We start from the raw sequence: 19,003 nt of genomic DNA, 5'->3' as shown, positions 1-19,003 counted from the left end.
GCGAGTCCCGTCAGGGACTTGGCGACGTCAATGCAGAGATTGATTCAGGTCGCTGGAGCATTGCTTCAGCGGCTTTTCTACGCCGTGACAAAGTCGCTCTTGCGGTAGCCCTGCAGGTAGAGCAGTGCGGTGAGGTCGCCGTGGTCGATGCGGATCTTCGCTTCGGCCGCCACCGCGGGCTTGGCGTGCAGCGCGACGCCCGCGCCCGAGAGGTGCAGCATGCCGAGATCGTTTGCGCCATCGCCGACGGCCATCGCCTCTTCGGGAGAAATGCCGAGGCGGGCGGCGATCTCATTGAGGGCGTCGACCTTGGCCTGTTTTCCGAGGATGGGTTCGGCGACCTCGCCGGTCAGCCTGCCATCCGCGTCGAGAAGAATGTTGGCGCGGTTCTCGTGGAAGCCGAGCGTGGCGGCGATGCGGCTGGTGAAGACGGTGAAACCGCCGGAGACGAGGGCGGTGTAGTAGCCCTTCGCCTTCATGGTGGCGATCAGCTCGCGTCCGCCCGGCGTCAGCGTGATGCGCTTTTCGATCACCTCGTCGATGACGGAGACCGGCAGGCCCTCGAGCAGGGCGACACGCTCGCGAAGCGCGGGTTCGAAGGCGATCTCGCCATTCATGGCGCGGGCGGTGATGGCGGCGACCTTCTCCTTTAACCCGACCTCGGCGGCCAGCTCGTCGATGCATTCCTGGCCGATCATGGTGGAATCCATGTCGGCGATCAGCAGCTTCTTGCGCCGCGTTTCCGCCGCCTGCACGGCGAGGTCCACCGGCGCATCGCCGATGACCGTTCGCAGCGTCGCGCTCGCAGCCTCGATGTCGCTGTCGTCGCGCAGGGCGATATCGCAGGCGATGCCGTCTGCCAGCCAGTAGAGACCGGAAGCCTTGACGGCATCCGCGGCCTTCTCGGCAAGCGATGGCGTCAGAACAGGATTTGACGGATTGGCGACAAGCGTGGCAACGAAAGCCATGATGAGAAACCTTGATCGAATGCAGGACGCGATCCTGATAACGGGCCCGACGGCGAGCGGCAAGTCCGCGCTTGCGGTGCGCCTTGCTGCCGAGCATGGCGGGGTCGTGGTCAACGCCGACAGCATGCAGGTCTACGACACGCTGGGCATCCTCACGGCACGGCCGCAGCCGCAGGATCTGGAGGGCGTCGAGCATCGGCTTTACGGTCACGTGCCGGCCGCGGCCGCCTATTCGACGGGCGAATGGCTGCGCGAGGCGACCGCTCTTGTCGCCGAACTGCGCGAACGGCAGACGCTGCCGGTCTTCGTCGGCGGTACCGGGCTTTATTTTCGCGCGCTGACCGGCGGTCTCTCGGATATGCCTGACATCCCTGACGATGTGCGGGAGCGGCTGCGCGCGCGGCTTGCCGCGGAAGGACCCGAAGCGCTGCACCGGGTACTCGGCGAGCGTGATCCCGAAACGGCCGCGCGCCTGATGCCCGGTGACGGCCAGCGTATCCTCCGTGCGCTGGAGGTGCTGGACGCGACGGGGCGCTCCATCTCCACATTCCAGGCGGGGTCGGGGCCGGCGGTGATTGATCCGGCGCGCGCGCGAAAGATCGTCGTCCTGCCGGACCGGGCCGTCCTTGCCGCCCGCATCAACCGGCGCTTCGGCGAGATGCTGAAGACCGGTGCGGTGGAGGAGGTGAAGGCGTTGATGGCGCTCGATCTTTCACCCGCCATGCCGGTCATGAAGGCGATCGGCGTGCCGCAGATCGCGGCCATGCTGGCGGGCGAGATGAGCGAGGCCGATGTCATCGAGCGCGGTGCGGCCGCGACACGGCAATATGCCAAGCGCCAGATGACGTGGTTCCGCAACCAGCTCGATGAGAGCTGGCAGCGCATCGACCCTAGCGCCTGATCAGGCTGCTCAGCGGCTTTTTCAAAAGCTGCTCGCGGATGGAGCCTTCGCGGCGCGGTTCCTGCTGCTCGCCGAAGGCGGGGCGCGGCGGCTGGCGGTAGGGATCGGCTTCCGGGCGGCGCGGCTCTGCCGCAAGCTCGCGGCGAATGGAATCGAAGCGCTCGTTTGCCGGGGGCTGGTATGCGCTTGCGGCGCCGGGCAGCATGTCGGGTCGATAGGGTTCGTGGGCTGTCGGTTGCGGCGCCTTCTGTGCCGCGGCTTGCAGCGTATCGATATAGTCCTCCTCGTCCTCGTAGGGCGCGTCCTCGTATCCGCTTGTTGCGACAGCGCTCGTATCGCGCGCCGCAAGATAGGAAGACTGGAAGCCGGAAATGTCAGGACCTGCGACCGACCGCATACGCGCCACGATGGAGCGAAGATCGACGCTTTGTGGCGTTTCTTCCGTATGTATGTTGCCCGTGCCGTTGGCCTTGGGCAACCGGTTCGTATCGACGCGGGCGAAGCGCATGCGCATCGGCACCGCCACCGCCTCGCCGAAGGCGATCGCCTCGCCATTGCCGATCGAGGAGATGAAGCTCGTCGTGGAGGACGACGAATTGGGGATCGCCGAGCGGATGATGTCCTGGTCGCGGTCGTTGGCAAGCCGCATGGCGAAGATCGTCGAGCATTGCGACAGGATGGTCGGATCGAGTTCGCCCGGGCGCTGCGTGATGATGCCGAGCGAGACGCCGTATTTGCGGCCTTCCTTGGCGATGCGGGCAATGGCCTGGCGCGTCGGCGTGAAGCCGAGATTGGGATCGGCCGGCACGTAACGGTGCGCTTCCTCGCAGACCACGAGCATGTGCACGCCGCCGTGGCTCCACAGGCCGATTTCGAAGGCCATGCGGCAAAGAACCGATGCCACCGAGTTCACCACTTCCGAGGGGATGCCGGCGAGCTGGAAGGTCGTCACCGGCTGGCCGTCGCCTGGAATGCGGAAGATGCGGGCGATGGTGTCGAGGATGGTGTCGGTGATCGTGTTCGAGGAGAACATGAAGTGGTAGCGCGGATCGTTGATCGCCGACATGATCTTGCTCTTGAGCGAGCGCAGGTGCGGCTTTTCCGCCCGTCCCTCGAGGCGGCCGATCCGTTCGTCGACCAGCGCCAGAAGGTCGGCCACACGGAAAGGCACCGGCGTATCGGCGGTGATCGAGCTTTTTTCGCTGGTGCGGCGCATCAGGCCGCTTTCGGGCGAACCGCGGAAGGCGCGCTTGGCCTCCGGAATCAGGTCGCGCAGGATGTCCATTTCCTCCGGCACGGGCGGGCGGCCGCGGAAGATCACTTCGGCGAACTCCTCCAGCCGGAAAAGCCAGAACGGCAGGTCGAGCGTGTCCGTATCGATGACCATGGCAAGGTCGCCGAAGGCGGAGGCGAATTCGTTGTGCGGGTCGAGAATGAGCACGCGCAGCTGCGGATCGGCCTGGATCGCCTTGTGAAGCAGGAGGGTAACGGCGGTGGACTTGCCGACGCCCGTCGTTCCCACGATGGCGAAGTGTTTCTCCAGCATCGAGGGCACGTGGATGGTCGCGTCGATCTGGTCGTCCTGTGTCAGCTTGCCGATGATGCAGACATCGTCCTTGCCGGTATCGTAGACCTTTGCCAGATCCGCGGCGCGGATCCTGTGCGCGATGGCGCCGAGATAGGGATAGTCGCTGATGCCGGCCGAAAACTCCTCGCGGCCATCGGCGCCCACGCGCACCTCGCCCATCAACTCCACTTCGACATGGAACGTCGTGTCGCGGTTTTCGGTCCAGTTCTGCTGGTCGGTGGCCATCGAATAGACGAGGGCGACGATGCGGTTGCGGCCGACGGAAATCGAGACGAGGCGGCCGACGGCCCAGAGCTCGGTGAGGGCGGTTTCCCCGCCTTCCGCCGTGGCGCAGATGGTGGCACGCGACCCGCTGCAGGCGACGACACGGCCCAGCATTCGGTTTCCGGCGGCCATCTCATCGCGGCGTTCCTGTTCGCCTGCGGTGATCGACGTCTGAAAATCGTTGTTCAGCAAATCCGGCGCTCCTTGCCTCCGATCCTTCACTTTAGGGAATCCGGCTTAATAACCCGTTTCCGGTTGTGGCAGGTTTCAGCGGCTCCGGCGGCGCGGCTGCCCCTGATCGTGCCATCGGGATGGAGCAAAAGGCGTTGACGCGCATTCGATTTGCCGTTAACACTCCGCACCATGAAAAACTTCACGACGATCATTCTTGTGGTGGGAAGGCGCATGGGCAGGATGGTGTAACCATCCGGCGAAAGCACCCATGCGCGGTAAGCAGGCTCCTCCAGGGGGCCTTTTTTTATGCCCGAAAATTCTATAAGCACCCTGACAATACGAAAGAAACGGACGGAAACATCCGATGAGCGGAACAGAAAACCAGATGACGGGCGCCGAAATTGTCTTGCAGGCCCTGAAAGACAACGGCGTCGAACATATCTTCGGCTATCCGGGCGGTGCCGTCCTGCCGATCTATGACGAGATCTTCCAGCAGGACGACATCGAGCACATTCTCGTGCGTCACGAGCAGGGCGCCGGCCACATGGCCGAAGGTTATGCCCGCTCCACCGGCAAGGTCGGCGTCATGCTCGTCACCTCCGGTCCCGGCGCGACCAATGCCGTCACGCCGTTGCAGGACGCGCTGATGGATTCGATCCCGCTCGTCTGCCTCACCGGCCAGGTTCCGACCACGCTCATCGGATCCGACGCCTTCCAGGAATGCGACACGGTCGGCATCACGCGTCCCTGCACCAAGCACAACTGGCTGGTCAAGGACGTCAACGATCTCGCCCGCATCATCCATGAGGCCTTCCGCATCGCGCAGTCCGGTCGTCCGGGCCCCGTCGTCGTCGATATCCCGAAGGACGTGCAGTTTGCGACCGGCACCTACACGCCGCCATCGGCAGCGCCCATCCAGAAAAGCTATCAGCCGAAGACCTCCGGCGACGCGCGCGCCATCGAAGCCGCGATCAGCCTGATGAAGGGTGCCCGTCGCCCCGTCATCTATTCCGGCGGTGGTGTCGTGAATTCCGGTCCGGAAGCCTCGCGCCTGCTGCGCGAACTGGTCGAGATCACCGGCTTCCCGATCACGTCGACGCTGATGGGCCTGGGCGCCTATCCGGCATCGGGCAAGAACTGGCTGGGCATGCTCGGCATGCACGGCTCCTACGAGGCGAACATGGCGATGCATGATTGCGATGTCATGGTCTGCATCGGCGCGCGTTTCGACGACCGCATCACCGGCCGTCTCAACGCGTTCTCGCCGAACTCGAAGAAGATCCATATCGACATCGACCCGTCCTCGATCAACAAGAACGTTCGTGTCGACGTACCGATCCTGGGCGATGTCGGCGCCGTTCTGGAGGACATGGTTCGCCAATGGCGCGCCGGTTCGAAGACGTATGACAAGGCCATCCAGGCGGATTGGTGGACGTCGATTGCCAAGTGGCGTGCCCGCAACTCGTTTGCCTACAAGGCGAGCGACGACGTGATCATGCCGCAATATGCCATTCAGCGTCTCTACGAGCTGACCAAGGATCGCGACACCTACATCACGACGGAAGTTGGCCAGCACCAGATGTGGGCGGCGCAGTTCTACGGCTTCGAGCAGCCCAACCGCTGGATGACCTCGGGCGGCCTCGGCACGATGGGCTATGGCTTCCCGGCGGCGATCGGCGTGCAGGTCGCGCATCGCGACAGCCTCGTCATCGATATCGCGGGCGACGCCTCCATCCAGATGTGCATTCAGGAAATGAGCTGTGCGGTCCAGTACAACCTGCCCGTCAAGATCTTCATCCTGAACAACCAATATATGGGCATGGTGCGCCAGTGGCAGCAACTGCTGCACGGCAACCGCCTGTCGAACTCCTATACGGAGGCGATGCCCGATTTCGTCAAGCTGGCGGAAGCCTATGGCGGCGTGGGCATTGCCTGCGACAAGCCCGGCGATCTGGATGCCGCTATCCAGGAAATGATCGACGTGAAGCGTCCGGTCATCTTCGATTGCCGCGTGGCGAACCTCGCGAACTGCTTCCCGATGATCCCGTCGGGCAAGGCGCATAATGAAATGCTGTTGCCCGACGAAGCCACGGACGAGGCGGTTGCCAACGCGATCGACGCCAAGGGCCGCCAGCTCGTTTGATGAAGAGGTAGATACCATGAACGCACACCTACAGCCCACCGGTTCCGCCTACTTCATCGCCGCCGAGACGCAGGTCGCGGAGAGCCACACGCTCTCCGTGCTGGTTGACAACGAGCCGGGCGTGCTTGCGCGCGTCATCGGCCTGTTTTCGGGCCGCGGCTACAACATCGAGAGCCTGACGGTTTCCGAGACCGAGCACGAGGCGCATCTGTCGCGCATCACCATCGTGACGCGCGGCACGCCCGGCGTGCTGGAGCAGATCAAGTCACAGCTCGAGCGCATCGTGCCCGTCCACCGCGTGGTCGACCTGACCGTGCGCGCCAAGGCCATGGGCCAGGAACGGCCCATCGAGCGTGAAGTCGCGCTGGTGAAGGTCGGCGGCTCCGGCGAAATGCGGGCGGAAACGCTGCGCCTTGCCGATGCCTTCCACGCCAAGGTCGTCGACGCCACCGTCGATCACTTCATCCTGGAAATCACCGGCAAGTCGTCCAAGGTCGACCAGTTCGTGGCCGTCATGAAGCCGCTCGGCCTCATCGAAGTGTGCCGCACGGGCATTGCCGCGATGAACCGCGGTTCGCAGGGCATGTAATCGCCGCCGCCCTTCGCTCAGGCGAGGTCCGGGATTTCAAGAAACGAGAAAGGCTTTCCGGTCAAATGGAAAGCCTTTTTCATTTCAGATCATTTCCAGCGGCCGTTTGCGGGTCGGCGGAGGGAAGGCTTCGTCGAGCAGGCGCAGGTCTTCGGAGGTGAGCCGGATCTCCGACGCCTTGAAATTCTCGCGCACGCGCTCCGGCGAGCCGGATTTCGGAATGGCGATCACACCAGCCTTGGTCAGCAGGAAGGCGAGTGCGATCTGCGCGCCGCCGGCATTGTGGATGCGGCCGATCTCGTCAAGCACGGGATGGCCGATCAGGCGGCCCTCATCCAGCGGCGAATAGGCCATGATCGGAATGCCCTGGACCTGGCTCCAGCGCAGCAGGTCGTATTCGATGCCGCGGCGTGCGAGGTTGTAGAGCACCTGATTTGCCATGGGGCGGGCGGGTTCGGCCACGCCGAGCAGTTCCTTCATGTCCTCCTCGTCGAAATTCGATACGCCCCAGGCGCCGATCTTGCCGTCCGCCTTCAGGCGCTCGAAGGCTTCGACGGTGTCGGCCAGCGGATACCGGCCGCGCCAGTGCAGCAGGTAAAGGTCGATGTGGTCGGTGCCGAGCCGCTCCAGGCTCGCTTCGCAGGCGGCGATCGTTCCGGCGCGGCTGGCATTGTGCGGCAGGACCTTGCTGACGAGAAACACCTCGTCGCGCCGGCCCCGGATGGCGTCGCCGACCACGGTTTCGGCGCCGCCATCGGCATACATTTCCGCGGTGTCGATGACCGTCATGCCGAGATCGAGCCCTGCGCGAAGGCTCGCGGCCTCCTGCGCTGCCGATGCGCGGCTTTCGCCCATATGCCATGTGCCGAGGCCAAGGGCGGGCACCTGTCGCCCGCCGGGAAGGGTCACTGCCGGTAGTTCCGCTTTCATCGTGCGCTCCATCTGCCGTGGCATGCAATTGTCTGCATGACAAGAATTGGCTGGTCGTTGCAAGGAGATGGACTATCAATCGCAAAAAACAATCCGGATACCCAGAGTTCTGCCATGCAGATCGAAATCTTTCTTGCCCTTCTCGTCTTCGCCTTTACCACGTCCATCACGCCGGGCCCCAACAACATGATGCTCTTTGCGTCAGGTGTGAACTTCGGTTTCGTGCGCACGATCCCGCATATGTGCGGCATCGGCCTGGGCTTTCTTTCGCTTCTGCTGGCGGTTGGCTTCGGGTTGGGCGCGCTCCTGGAGACGGTGCCGCTCGTCTATACGGCGCTGAAGTTTGCGGGCGGCGCCTACCTGCTGTGGATCGCCTTCAAGATCGCGACCTCGCGCACCCTGGGGGAAGGCAAGGCCGGCGCGCGGCCGATGAGCCTGCTGGAAGCGGCCGCCTTTCAGTGGGTAAACCCCAAGGCCTGGGTGATGGCCGTTTCCGCCATGGCGACCTATACCAATGCGGCGAACTATACGACGAGCGTCCTGATCGTCGGCGTCGCCTTCGCTCTCGTGAATTTCCCGAGCGTTTCCACCTGGGCCGGCTTCGGCTCGGCGCTGCGGCAATGGCTGTCCCATCCGGTGCGCCTTAAATGGTTCAACATCTCGATGGCGTTGTTGCTCGTGGCGAGCCTCTGGCCGATGCTGCGATAAATGCGCTAGAAGTGGGCCTCGAAGCGGAGGAACTGCCGTGTCGCACGATCACGACCACGACGACCATCATCACCATCACGACAATCATTTCTCGCCGATGGAAGCCCGCGTTCGCGCGCTCGAGACCATTCTGACTCAGAAGGGACTGATCGATCCCAAGGCCATCGATGCGATCGTCGAGACCTATGAAACGAAGATCGGCCCGCGCAATGGCGCGCGCGTCGTGGCGAAAGCCTGGGCCGAGCCGGATTTCGCCGACTGGCTGAAGCACGATGCGACCGCGGCCATCGCCAGCCTCGGTTACACCGGCCGGCAGGGCGAACATATGCGGGCGGTCTTCAACGACGCGGAGACGCACAATCTCGTCGTCTGCACGCTTTGCTCCTGTTATCCGTGGTCGGTGCTCGGCCTGCCGCCCGTCTGGTACAAGGCGCCCGCCTACCGGTCGCGTGCGGTGATCGACCCACGCGGCGTGCTGGCGGAGTTCGGCGTGACCTTGCCCGAGGGCAGGAAGATCCGCGTGTGGGATTCGACGGCGGAACTGCGTTATCTCGTCGTGCCCGAGCGGCCGGCCGGAACGGACGGACTGGACCAGGAAGCGCTCGCCGATCTCGTGACGCGGGATGCCATGATCGGCACGGGGCTGGCGCTGGAACCGGAGGCCGAGGCATGAACGGACCGCACGATCTCGGCGGCCAGCATGGCTTCGGCCCGGTCGCGCCGGAGCCGAACGAACCCTATTTCCACGGCGACTGGGAAAAGCGGGCGCTCGGCGTGACACTCTCCTGCGGTGCCTTCGGCGCCTGGACCATCGACGAGAGCCGTCACGCGCGTGAGAACATCCCGCCCGCGACCTATCTTTCGGCGAGCTACTACGAAATCTGGATTCGCGCCCTGGAGACGCTGCTTGCGCGTCACGGCTTTGTCAGTGCGGAGGAATTGTCGACGGGGCGCATGCTGGAGAAGGGTGCTGTGCCGAAGCGCGTTCTGACGGCGGACATGGTGCCGGCCGTTCTTGCCAAGGGCGGCCCCTGCGACCGGCCGGTGGCGACGCCGCCCCGCTTTGCGGCCGGCGCACGCGTGCGCACCCGCAATTTCAATCCGACGACGCATACCCGCCTGCCGCGCTATGCCCGTGGCAAGGTCGGCGTGGTCGAGGCGGTGCAGGGTTCCTTCGTCTTTCCCGACGATAACGCGCATGGCAGGGGAGAGAATCCTGAATGGGTCTATACCGTCGTCTTCGACGGCGGCGAGATCTGGGGCGAGGATGCGGCGGACGGCCTCACGGTCTCCATCGATGCCTGGGAGAGCTATCTTGAGCCGTTGTGAGACGCTTGCCGATTCGCCCGGCCTTCCGGTTTCGGCCGAAGGCGAGCCGGTCTTTGCCGAGCCCTGGCAGGCGCAGGCCTTCGCCATGACGGTTCGCCTGCATGAACAGGGTGTTTTCACCTGGGCGCAATGGGCCGAGGTGCTGTCGCGCGAAGTGCACCGGCCTGGTCGTGCGGTTGACGGCGCCGACTATTTCGACTGCTGGGTTACGGCCCTCTCGTCGCTCCTGTCGGAGCGTGGCGTGGCGAGCGAGGCGGAGCAATCCGCCCTTTCCGACCGCTGGGCGCGCGCTGCCGAGGCGACGCCGCACGGCATGCCCATTCTTCTCGACAACGCCGGCTAGGCGCGATCCGCCACGAAGCGCGCGAGCCAGGGGCCGATGATGGTGACAAGGATGAGGCGCGCCGTCTGGAGCGTCATCACGAAAGCGATGTCCACATTGCTGGAGGCCGCGATGACGGCGATGGAATCGAGGCCGCCGGGACTGGTCGCCAGATAGGCCGTCAGCGGATCGACGCCGAGCAGCAGGATCAGCGATCCCGCCAGCAGGCCGGAAAAGCCGATCAGCGCGAGGATCGACAGTATCGTGGGCACCAGAGCGCGGCGGGCGTGCACCAGGATCGTGCGGCTGAAGCCGAGGCCGATGTTCCAGCCGAGCAGGGTGAAGGCGATGACCAGCAGCCAGTCCGGCAGCGCGATGGTGACGGTGCCCGAGGAATTCAGCACGGACGCCAGCGCGAAGGGCACGAGAAAGGCGCCGGCGGGAACGCGCAGTTTCTGCCCAATCAGGCCCGCGACGACGCCGATCGCCATCATGGCCGCGAGCGGCAGCATCGGAACGGGCTTGAACCAGGCATGCGGCGGTACGGATGCGCCGTCATGGCCGCCGAAATGGGCAACGAGCGTCGCAAAGCTCGCGACGAAGACGACGCGCAGATATTGCATGAAGGCGACGAGGCGGGCGTCTGCGCCATAGGCCTCAGCCATGATCATCATGGTGGAGGCCGCGCCGGCCGAGGAGCCCCAGATCGCCGTCGTGCCGGGCAGGATGCCGGTCCGGGTGATCAGCCAGCCGGACAGCGTGCTCATGCCGATGACCGACGTCACCACGAGCAGTATCAGCAGCCAGTTGTCGCGGAAGGTGCCGACGAAATCCTTGGAGACCATGGTCGCGATCATCAGTGCCAGCACGACCTGGACGACAAAGAAGAAGAAGCGGGGCAGGCGGATCGTGCTGCCGGCAAGCGCGACCGCAATGCCTGCCAGCATCGGGCCGATGAGCAGGGCGGCCGGCAGGCCGGCGATTTCGAGTGGCACCGTCGTCAGCACGGAAAGGCCGGCGACGACCCCCCATTGCAGCCATGGCGGCAAACGGCCGATGCCGGTCTCTGTGCGGGCGACGTCGTTCTGGTTTCGGGAAGGCACGTGACGGCTCCGGGAAGATCGGCCTTCCATACCGCGTGATGTCGAGGGAAGACAGGGCGAAATATAGGGACGGGCATTTTACAGCTGCTTGTGAACTGATCGGCGGGCCCCTTGCTTCACCGCCGCGAATCCTGCCAAGTCCCGGCATGGAATTCGCACCCCAACAGGATGAAGCGCTGAAGGCCGTCTCGCGATGGCTGAAGGATGGGCGCCAGCCCTTGTTCCGGCTCTTCGGTTATGCCGGCACCGGCAAGACGACGCTCGCACGCCATTTTGCCGAGAATGTCGATGGCGAGGTGCTGTTCGCCGCCTTCACCGGCAAGGCCGCGCAGGTGCTGCGCTCCAAGGGCGCTTCCAATGCGAAGACGATCCATTCGCTGATCTATCGTCCGCGCGGCGAAGAAGAAGTGTCCGACGAGGAGACTGGCAAGACCTCCATTTCGCCGATGTTTTCGATCAACCGCCAGAGCCCCGTCGCCAAGGCGGCGCTGGTGGTCGTGGACGAGTGCTCCATGGTGGACGAGGCGCTCGGCCGCGACCTGATGAGCTTCGGCACGCCGATTCTCGTGCTCGGCGATCCCGGCCAGTTGCCGCCGGTGAGCGGCGGCGGCTACTTCACCAACCAGGAGCCGGATTACCTGTTGACGGACATCCACCGTCAGGCGCGCGACAATCCGATCATCCAGCTTGCCATGCAGGTGCGCGAAGGCAGCGATATCGATTATGGCGATTACGGCGCCGCCCGCGTCATCGGCCGCAATGAGGTCGATCAGACGCTCGTGCTTGACGCCGACCAGGTTCTCGTCGGCACCAACCGTACGCGCCGTCGTTACAACCAGCGGCTCCGCGAACTCAAGGGCTTCACCACGGATTATCCGCAGTCCGGCGACAAGCTGGTGTGCCTGCGCAACGACCCCGCCAAGGGGCTGCTGAACGGCTCGCTGTGGCAGGTGATGAGTTCATCAAAGGAGACCGTGAAGCCGGGCATCAACCTGATGATCCGGCCCGAGGACGACGACATGGATCGCGGTGCCGCCAAGATCAAGCTTCTGAAGGCGGCCTTCGAGAACCTTGACGAGGAAATTCCGTGGTCGACGCGCAAGCGTTACGACGAATTCGATTTCGGCTATGCCCTGACCGTCCACAAGGCGCAGGGTTCGCAGTGGAACAATGTCGTCTTGTTCGATGAGAGCTTCGCGTTTCGCGATACGCGCGAGCGGTGGCTCTACACCGCCATCACGCGCGCCGCGGAAACGCTGACGATCGTTCGATAGGACCGCCTTTCATCCGCCCTAGTGGCCGACGATGCCGAGCATCACGGCCTTTGCAATCGCCTGGAAGCGGTTGTTGCCGTCGAACTTGCCGATGATGGTCTTCTCCATGACCTGGATTTCGCCGGGCTCCATGTCCAGGGCACGTGCGATCCGGCTGGTCGGATAGCCTTCCGCCATCAGCTCCAGGCAACGCAGTTCCGCGGGTGTGAGATGCGCCGGCGGCGCATTGTCGTTCACTTCGATTTCCGCAGACGGCGTGAAGTCGAGCAGTTCGTTGATCTGCTGCATCTGCCGGCGGATCGTCGATTGCTGGGCGGCCAGTTCGCGCTTGCGGGCAAGCATCGCGGACCGGAAGACGAAGTCCGCCTCTTCCTGCGTCTGCGCGGCGGAAAGCCGCTCCAGGAGCTCCTGGATGACGGCGACGGGCATGCCGGTTTCGCGGCAGGTATTGACCACCGCCATCTGGTGGATCTCGCCCTGACCATAGACCCGCATGGGGCCGACGCGGGCGGCGGTCAGCAGGCCTTTTTCCTCGTAGAAGTGCAGCGTGCGGTGGGTCACGCCAAAGGCATTCGCCATGTCGGCGATGGCAAGGCGGCCTTCCGGCAGGTTGTCCGGCAGCGGCATGACCGGCAGGAAACGGATGGATTTGCGCTCGCCGCCCTGCGTTTCGGTTTTCTTCGACGCGCTGGCCATCATGCTAGCCTTCCACATGAAAGAAGAGTGGTCATCGATTACCCCCGGATTGCCGGTGCGGGCCTGCTTTCGGTCAAGCCGCCCGCCGACGTGGCGCTGGTGTCCTGTGGCGCTCCGCCCTTTGGCCCGCGTGTGCATTGCCATGGCCGGAACCTGATTGCGAAGGCGCTCGCGATCGGCGACCGGGCAGAGAAGCCGGACGTAATCCTGTCGACGCGCTTGTATACAACAATACCCGCAGCGCATGCGAATGCCTATCACTACATCTAGGGATGTATGTTTCGTCACCGGCTGCGCGCGGAGGCCGCAAGGCCTTCACTGTGCGGAGGGCACGTCGTTTTGCGGCGTGATCGCGGCAACCACGTTCGATGGCGTCGTTCTGCAGACGGTCGATTTTGCGCTCTGGGATATACCCGCCGAAAGCGAGGCGGTCCGGTGGATCAGGCATTCCATGAGGCCGCTGGCAATGCCGGTGCGCGCGGCGTGGCGATAGAGCGGGCCGTTCACGGAGAGGGCGCGCGCCGTGAAATTCACCGCCTCGAAGGCCACGGCCTCGGCGCTGCCCAGCTGCTCGCGGGAAAAATGCCGCGTATCGACCGTGACACCGGAGCTTTCGTGGAAAAGGCGGACATAGACGCCCTTTCCATCCGGCTGGGTCTCGACGCGGACGGCATAGGACAGGGGCGCCGGATCGCCCTCGTGCGATCCCGCAATACGCACGGTCCTGTGATAGCCCGCAGCCTTTTCGACGGCATCGGCGAGGACATGGCATTCGCTGCCGGCCGGCCAGCAGCGGAGAATGCGAAGGCGCGGCAAGGCCAGCGCCTGGCTGGGAAAGCGGTTCTGGACGGAGAGCGCGAACTGGGCGTCGCCGATCGCCGCATTGGTCGCGCCCGGATAGACGGACGGGGCGAGAAAGACGAGCGGAAGCAGAGAGAAGAGCGCCAGGTGGGATGAGACGGGCGCGGGAAGCCAGGAGCGCGAGGGCTTGGCGGGCGCAGCGCGGGGCCGGCGCGTCTCGATGTCGCGGTTCGCTTTTGGCGGGGCGTCCACGTTGACGACGCTGTATTCCGGCACATAGCTGCCGAGCGGCACCCGAATGCGCACGGGATCGGCCGCGCCTTCCTTGTTGTAGTATTCCTCGATGAGCTTGCGCAGCTTTCCCGCCTGCACGCGCACCAGGGGGTCGCTTCCCGCGTCGAAGCCGGGCGGGCGTCCGAAGACGTCGACGCCGATGCTGTAGCCCTTCAGGTGACTTGCCTTGCCGGAAAGATCCATCTCGACGATGTAGGCGAGGAACGAGCGCAGGCGCTCCGAGCGGGCGAACGTCTCGCTGGCGATGATGGCCGAAAGCGCCAGCCGAACGCACTCGCACGCCGGCCTTTCGATCCTGCTCATCGTGTCGCCATAAAGGAGACCATCGGTGTTTCGCCGTCCTTCCCGTTTCGCCGGGCCTGTTTCGCCGGCCGCTTCAGCATGCCCTAAAATTTAAGGGTACTTTAGCGGTGATTCCCGAGGGGCGGCAAGGGGGCGAAGCAGACTGTATACAGATGACTGACGGCGGCCGGCTGCCGGCCGGTTGCGGGTGATTGCTCTTGTGGAAACAACCGGCTAGACCTTTCTTTCGAAAGGGAGTCCATGTCGCCATGCCTGCAAAACTGTCGGTCAATCTGAACGCAATCGCCATGCTGCGCAACCGCCGGGACCTGCCCTGGCCGAGCGTCACCGATCTCGGGCGGATCGCGCTCGATGCGGGGGCGAGCGGCCTGACGGTCCATCCCCGGCCCGACCAGCGGCATGTGCGTTTCAGCGATCTCGCGCCGATCCGTGCTTTGGTGGACGAGGCAGGCGCGGGCGCAGAGTTCAACATCGAGGGTTTCCCGGAAGAAAACTTCATGCGGCTCGTGGAAGAGCATCGTCCTGAACAGGTGACGCTGGTGCCGGATGATCCCTCGCAGGCTACATCCGATCATGGCTGGGACTTCCGCAAGAGCCACAATCTCCTGGGCAATATCGTCGACCGGCTCAAGAAGCTCGGCCTGCGCGTCTCGGTCTTCGCCGATGGTGATCCCGATCGCGAGGCGCTGACCATTGCACGGGAGATCGGCGCGGACCGGATCGAGCTCTATACCGGTCCTTACGGCGGCTGCTACGACAATCCGGCAGAGGGCGAGCGCATTCTGGAAACGCTCGGCGAGACCGCCGATATCGCTTTCGATCTGGGCCTCGGCGTCAATGCCGGCCACGACCTGACGGTCGCCAACCTGCCGCCGCTGGTTGCCCGCATACCCGGTCTCGCCGAGGTTTCGATCGGCCACGGCCTGACGGCCGATGCACTGCAATACGGCATGGCCGAGACCGTGCGCCGCTTCTGCCGCGCCTGCGGGCAGGACGTCTGAGGCGATGCGGCGCGCCTGTTGGCACGCCGCATCCTCATGGATCAGCCGAGGAGGGCTGCCTTGTTGGCGGCAACGAAATCCTCGAGCGTGGTGAGGGGGCGGCCAGACAGGGTTTCTGCGTCCTTCGTCACCATCGCGATCTTGCCTTCGCGCGTATTGGCGTCGAAGGAGACGATGGTTGGGATGAAGGCTTCGGGAAGCCCGGCGCCCTTCAGGCCTTCGGCAAGCTGCGCATCCGTGACATGAACGACATTGAGCGGCTTGCCCGTGGCGGCCGAGACGATCGCGGCGATTTCTTCCGCCGTGCGGCTCTTCGGGCCGGTCAGCGTGTAGGTCGTGCTTTCCGTTCCGGCCTTCAGGATTGCGCCGGCGAGGGCCGCGGCGGTGTCGGCGCGCGTGATATGGGCGATCTTGCCCTGGCCGGTCGACGTGTACCAGGAACCGGTCTGCAGCGCATGCGGCAGCGACATGAAAAGATTTTCCGCATACCAGCCGTCGCGCAGGATCGTATAGGGGATGCCCGTCGCCTTGATGGCCTTTTCGGTGCCGAGATGATCGGGCGCAAAGGTGACGAGCGAATCGTTCGGCTGCGGCATGGACGTGTAGAGGATGTGCTTCGCGCCGGCCTTCTTCGCGGCGGCGACGGCGGCCTCATGCTGGGCGAGGCGGCGGCCCGGCTTGTCGAGCGCGTCGGTGGAGATGATGAGCACCTTGCCGGCGCCCGCGAAAGCCGCGTCGAGCGAGGCCGGATTGTCGAAATCGGCGGCGCGGACGGTCACGCCCCGCGCGGCGTAGTCACCCAGCTTGGCCGTATCGCGGCTGGTCGCGATAATGTTTGCGGGGGCTACCTTGCCGGAGGCCAGGAGCGCGTCGAGCACCAGCCGGCCGAGATGGCCCGAAGCGCCGGTGATGAGGATCGTGTCTGACATGGACTTGCCTTTCTCTCGATGTCTTGGGGGAGGCAAAGCGCCTTCGGACCCGATGGAATAAGGTCTCAAATTGAGACTATCTCCAATTTGGTCATGTGATAGAATAAGTAAAGGAGGCAGTTTTTTCTGCCGTGGTTACCTGGAGGGAACCGGCCATGAACAAGATGATCGACCGCGCCGAGGGCGAGCGCGTCATTCTCATCGACGGCGTCGCCATGTCGATGAACGACTGTCCCGTGCGGGACGTGCTGGACAGCGTGGGCGGCAAATGGACGTCGCTGATGATCCTCGGCCTTGCCGATGGTCCGCGCCGCTTCTCGCAGCTTCGCCGCTTCATTCCCGACATCTCGCAGCGCATGCTGACCCAGACGCTGCGCGATCTCCAGCGCGACGGCTATATCACGCGCACCGTCTATCCCACGCAGCCGCCGAGCGTGGAATATGCGCTGACGCCGCTCGGGCAGTCCTTTCTTGCACTTCTGCGGTCCCTGGTGCACTGGTCGACGGAAAATCACGACGCGATCCGTGCCGCGCGGGCGGTCTACGACGCTGAACAGGACTGAGGGCCCGGCGGGGAAAGTATGAAGCGACTGGATATCGGGATTGCCGGAGCGGGGCCTGCGGGGCTTGCCGCTGCACTTTTTCTGGCGCGCGCCGGCCACCGGGTCGAGATCATCGAACGTTTCGAGCAGCCGTCGCCCGTGGGTTCGGGCCTGTTGATGCAACCGACCGGGCTGACCGTGCTCGATGCACTCGGCCTGTCCTCGACGATCCACGGCCTCGGCAACCGGATCGAGCGACTGCATGGCGCGGATGCGCGCAGCGGCCGCACCGTGCTCGACGTTCGTTACGATGCGCTTTCCGGCGGGCGCTACGGGCTTGCGGTGCATCGCGCCGCGCTGTTTACGACCCTGCACGACGCTGTCGTGGCGGAGCGGATTGCGGTGCGCACGGGCATTTCGCTCGCCAAGGCCGAGACGCGGCAGGCGCGCACGGTTCTGCATGATGTCGATGGCGAGATTGTCGGGGATTACGACCTGGTGATCGATGCGACGGGCGCGCGTTCGCAGCTCGTGGCCGCATCCGTCGTCGCGCCTGCGATCCGCGAACTGCCGTGGGGCGCCTTCTGGGCGACGCTCGACTGCGATGGCATCGATCATGATCCGCGCGCGCTGACACAGCGCTACGATGCGGCGAAGGTGATGATCGGCGTGCTGCCGGTCGGCCGGGCACATCCGGCGGAAGGCCGCAAGGTCGCCTTCTTCTGGAGCCTCAAGATCGCCGAGGCCGATGCCGTAAGAAAGGCCGGGCTTGCGCGCTGGAAGGCTGGCATCGCCGATTACTGGCCGGAAACGGCGCCGTTCCTCGACCAGATCGCCGACTGGGACCAGCTGACGCTGGCGCGCTATGCCCATCGCACGGCGCTTCCGCCGCATGCCGACGGCATCGTCTTCATCGGCGACAGCGCGCATTCGACCAGCCCGCAGCTCGGGCAGGGCGCGAACATGGCGCTGCTCGACGCCGCAGCGCTCGCCCATGCCCTGTCATCGGCCGCCAGCGTCGAGGAGGCGCTTGCCGCCTACGCCGCCGCGCGGCGCAATCACGTGCGGCTCTTTCAGCTGCTGTCCTATGTCTTCACGCCGTTCTACCAGTCGGATTCGCGGGCGATCGCGTGGTTGCGTGACCGGCTGGTCGCGACCGTCGCAAAAATCCCGCCGACGCCGCAGCTGCTGGCGTCCATCGTCTCGGGCACGCTTGCCGACCCGTTCGCCCGTGCCGGCTTGCAGGAATGCCGCTGGCTGGAGGCGGCGCTGCGGGAGGCGTAGGCGTCAGGCCGCCCGGCTGGCGGCGGCACAGCCAAGCGCGAAATCGACGGCGGCCTTCGCGTGGATGGCCGTCGAATCGAAACCGGGCAGCGGCAGGGCATCGGGATCGAGCAGCATGCAGATTTCCGTGCAGCCGAGGATGACGCAGTCTGCGCCCTCAAGACGGGCTGCCTCGATCAGCGCGATCATGCGCGCATGGGAGCTTTCCAGCACCTTGCCCTGGCACAATTCGTCGAAGATCACGTCGTGGACCAGCGTGCGGCCCGCCGCGTCGGGGACCATGACGTCGAGGCCCGCCATCTTCATGCGGTCGGCGTAGAAGCCGTGCTCCATCGTGTAGCGGGTCGCGAGCAGCAGCGGGCGGCGCTTGCCGGCGGCGAGAATGCTGCGCGCCGTCTCGTCGATGATGTTGAGAAGCGGGGCCTTCACCGCGCTCTGGACCGCATCGGCCACGAGATGCATCGTGTTCGTGCAGATCAGCACGCAGTCGGCGCCTGCCTTCTCCAGCCCCGCGGCCACTGCACCGAGGCGCGCGCCGGCGGCGTCCCAGCGTCCGGCCTTCTGCAAATCGACGATGGACTGGAAATCGACGGAGTGCACGATGACATCCGCGGAGTGCAGACCGCCGCGCCGCGCGCGGACGGCCTCGTTGATCATGCGGTAATAGACTGCGGTGCTTTCGAAGCTCATGCCGCCGATAAGGCCGATCGTTTTCATCGTCACTTCCCCATGATTTTCCTGTTGCGTCTATAATGATGCCGATGCCGTGGCGATTGTTTGCAAAGTTGCGGCGATTTTCCCGAATTCTCGCGTGTCTCGTGTTGTCTGATGCATTTAATGCGCTAATAATTCGCGCATAG

General features: G+C 64.7%; 20 protein-coding genes. 12 read left to right on the top strand and 8 right to left on the bottom strand.

Annotated elements, in window-relative coordinates:
- Positions 1–77 precede the first annotated feature (77 nt).
- Positions 78–968 (bottom strand): phosphoserine phosphatase SerB, encoded by an 891-nt coding sequence (gene serB / locus B5M41_RS08210; protein WP_134649511.1) that lies wholly within the window; start codon positions 966–968, stop codon positions 78–80.
- Between serB and miaA the strand changes: the two genes are divergently transcribed.
- Positions 967–1,869: a tRNA (adenosine(37)-N6)-dimethylallyltransferase MiaA gene (miaA, locus tag B5M41_RS08205; RefSeq protein WP_134649510.1), complete on the top strand. Its 903-nt coding sequence runs from the start codon at positions 967–969 to the stop codon at positions 1,867–1,869. The genes serB and miaA overlap by 2 nt on opposite strands.
- Here the strand turns inward: miaA and B5M41_RS08200 are convergent.
- Positions 1,859–3,853 carry an ATP-binding protein gene (locus B5M41_RS08200; protein WP_413713162.1) on the bottom strand — a complete coding sequence of 665 codons (1,995 nt, stop codon included), beginning with the start codon at positions 3,851–3,853 and terminating at the stop codon, positions 1,859–1,861. The two genes, miaA and B5M41_RS08200, sit on opposite strands and share 11 nt — an antisense overlap.
- A 406-nt stretch (positions 3,854–4,259) precedes the next feature.
- Here B5M41_RS08200 and B5M41_RS08195 point away from each other — a divergent pair, with 406 nt between their 5' ends.
- On the top strand, positions 4,260–6,038 hold the full coding sequence (locus tag B5M41_RS08195; protein WP_134649508.1) for an acetolactate synthase 3 large subunit: 1,779 nt from the start codon (positions 4,260–4,262) through the stop codon (positions 6,036–6,038).
- 16 nt (positions 6,039–6,054) lie between these two features.
- Positions 6,055–6,627, top strand: coding sequence for an acetolactate synthase small subunit (gene ilvN, locus B5M41_RS08190; RefSeq protein WP_134649507.1), 573 nt, complete (start codon positions 6,055–6,057; stop codon positions 6,625–6,627).
- A gap of 84 nt (positions 6,628–6,711) precedes the next feature.
- On the opposite strand, the gene B5M41_RS08185 is transcribed toward ilvN, so the two are convergent.
- A complete protein-coding gene (locus tag B5M41_RS08185; protein ID WP_134649506.1) occupies positions 6,712–7,557 on the bottom strand; it encodes an aldo/keto reductase in 846 nt (281 codons plus the stop codon).
- Positions 7,558–7,671: 114 nt separating this feature from the next.
- Between B5M41_RS08185 and B5M41_RS08180 the strand changes: the two genes are divergently transcribed.
- The 4 genes from B5M41_RS08180 (at position 7,672) to B5M41_RS08165 (ending at position 9,937) form a co-directional block, all read left to right on the top strand.
- Positions 7,672–8,265 carry a LysE family translocator gene (locus B5M41_RS08180; protein WP_134649505.1) on the top strand — a complete coding sequence of 198 codons (594 nt, stop codon included), beginning with the start codon at positions 7,672–7,674 and terminating at the stop codon, positions 8,263–8,265.
- A 97-nt stretch (positions 8,266–8,362) separates the two neighbouring features.
- Positions 8,363–8,938 carry a nitrile hydratase subunit alpha gene (gene nthA, locus B5M41_RS08175; RefSeq protein ID WP_134649596.1) on the top strand — a complete coding sequence of 192 codons (576 nt, stop codon included), beginning with the start codon at positions 8,363–8,365 and terminating at the stop codon, positions 8,936–8,938.
- Positions 8,935–9,594 carry a nitrile hydratase subunit beta gene (gene nthB, locus B5M41_RS08170; protein WP_134649504.1) on the top strand — a complete coding sequence of 220 codons (660 nt, stop codon included), beginning with the start codon at positions 8,935–8,937 and terminating at the stop codon, positions 9,592–9,594. The genes nthA and nthB overlap by 4 nt, the downstream gene beginning before the upstream one ends.
- Positions 9,581–9,937 (top strand): nitrile hydratase accessory protein, encoded by a 357-nt coding sequence (locus tag B5M41_RS08165; RefSeq protein ID WP_167719110.1) that lies wholly within the window; start codon positions 9,581–9,583, stop codon positions 9,935–9,937. Before nthB ends, B5M41_RS08165 begins: the two co-directional genes overlap by 14 nt.
- Here the strand turns inward: B5M41_RS08165 and B5M41_RS08160 are convergent.
- Complete coding sequence (locus B5M41_RS08160) at positions 9,934–11,019, bottom strand: AbrB family transcriptional regulator (RefSeq protein ID WP_230640025.1); 1,086 nt, start codon at positions 11,017–11,019, stop codon at positions 9,934–9,936. The genes B5M41_RS08165 and B5M41_RS08160 overlap by 4 nt on opposite strands.
- A 146-nt stretch (positions 11,020–11,165) precedes the next feature.
- On the opposite strand from B5M41_RS08160, the gene B5M41_RS08155 reads away from it, so the two are divergent.
- Positions 11,166–12,293 (top strand): ATP-dependent DNA helicase, encoded by a 1,128-nt coding sequence (locus tag B5M41_RS08155; RefSeq protein WP_134649501.1) that lies wholly within the window; start codon positions 11,166–11,168, stop codon positions 12,291–12,293.
- Positions 12,294–12,311: 18 nt separating this feature from the next.
- Here B5M41_RS08155 and B5M41_RS08150 read toward each other — a convergent pair whose 3' ends face one another.
- Positions 12,312–12,989, bottom strand: a complete 678-nt coding sequence (locus B5M41_RS08150; RefSeq protein WP_134649595.1) for a MerR family transcriptional regulator — start codon at positions 12,987–12,989, stop codon at positions 12,312–12,314.
- Positions 12,990–13,016: 27 nt separating this feature from the next.
- Between B5M41_RS08150 and B5M41_RS08145 the strand changes: the two genes are divergently transcribed.
- The gene (locus tag B5M41_RS08145; protein ID WP_134649500.1) at positions 13,017–13,259 is read left to right on the top strand and encodes a hypothetical protein; all 243 of its coding nucleotides are present in this window, start codon (positions 13,017–13,019) and stop codon (positions 13,257–13,259) included.
- A gap of 45 nt (positions 13,260–13,304) precedes the next feature.
- On the opposite strand, the gene B5M41_RS08140 is transcribed toward B5M41_RS08145, so the two are convergent.
- On the bottom strand, positions 13,305–14,387 hold the full coding sequence (locus tag B5M41_RS08140; RefSeq protein ID WP_134649499.1) for a hypothetical protein: 1,083 nt from the start codon (positions 14,385–14,387) through the stop codon (positions 13,305–13,307).
- A gap of 248 nt (positions 14,388–14,635) precedes the next feature.
- On the opposite strand from B5M41_RS08140, the gene B5M41_RS08135 reads away from it, so the two are divergent.
- Complete coding sequence (locus tag B5M41_RS08135) at positions 14,636–15,388, top strand: pyridoxine 5'-phosphate synthase (protein ID WP_134649498.1); 753 nt, start codon at positions 14,636–14,638, stop codon at positions 15,386–15,388.
- 41 nt (positions 15,389–15,429) lie between these two features.
- On the opposite strand, the gene B5M41_RS08130 is transcribed toward B5M41_RS08135, so the two are convergent.
- Entirely contained in the window at positions 15,430–16,317 is an 888-nt protein-coding gene (locus B5M41_RS08130) for an SDR family oxidoreductase (RefSeq protein WP_134649497.1), read from the bottom strand.
- A 155-nt stretch (positions 16,318–16,472) separates the two neighbouring features.
- Between B5M41_RS08130 and B5M41_RS08125 the strand changes: the two genes are divergently transcribed.
- Entirely contained in the window at positions 16,473–16,880 is a 408-nt protein-coding gene (locus tag B5M41_RS08125; RefSeq protein WP_134649496.1) for a winged helix-turn-helix transcriptional regulator, read from the top strand.
- 18 nt (positions 16,881–16,898) lie between these two features.
- Positions 16,899–18,143 (top strand): FAD-dependent oxidoreductase, encoded by a 1,245-nt coding sequence (locus tag B5M41_RS08120; protein ID WP_134649495.1) that lies wholly within the window; start codon positions 16,899–16,901, stop codon positions 18,141–18,143.
- Between the two features lie 3 nt (positions 18,144–18,146).
- Here the strand turns inward: B5M41_RS08120 and B5M41_RS08115 are convergent, their stop codons facing one another.
- A complete protein-coding gene (locus B5M41_RS08115) occupies positions 18,147–18,860 on the bottom strand; it encodes an aspartate/glutamate racemase family protein (protein ID WP_160869394.1) in 714 nt (237 codons plus the stop codon).
- Positions 18,861–19,003: the final 143 nt, after the last annotated feature.

Origin of the sequence: Shinella sumterensis (genome assembly GCF_004514425.2) — a bacterium.
Classification (GTDB): Bacteria; Pseudomonadota; Alphaproteobacteria; order Rhizobiales; family Rhizobiaceae; genus Shinella; species Shinella sumterensis.
This window is presented reverse-complemented; position numbering and strand designations above follow the sequence as displayed.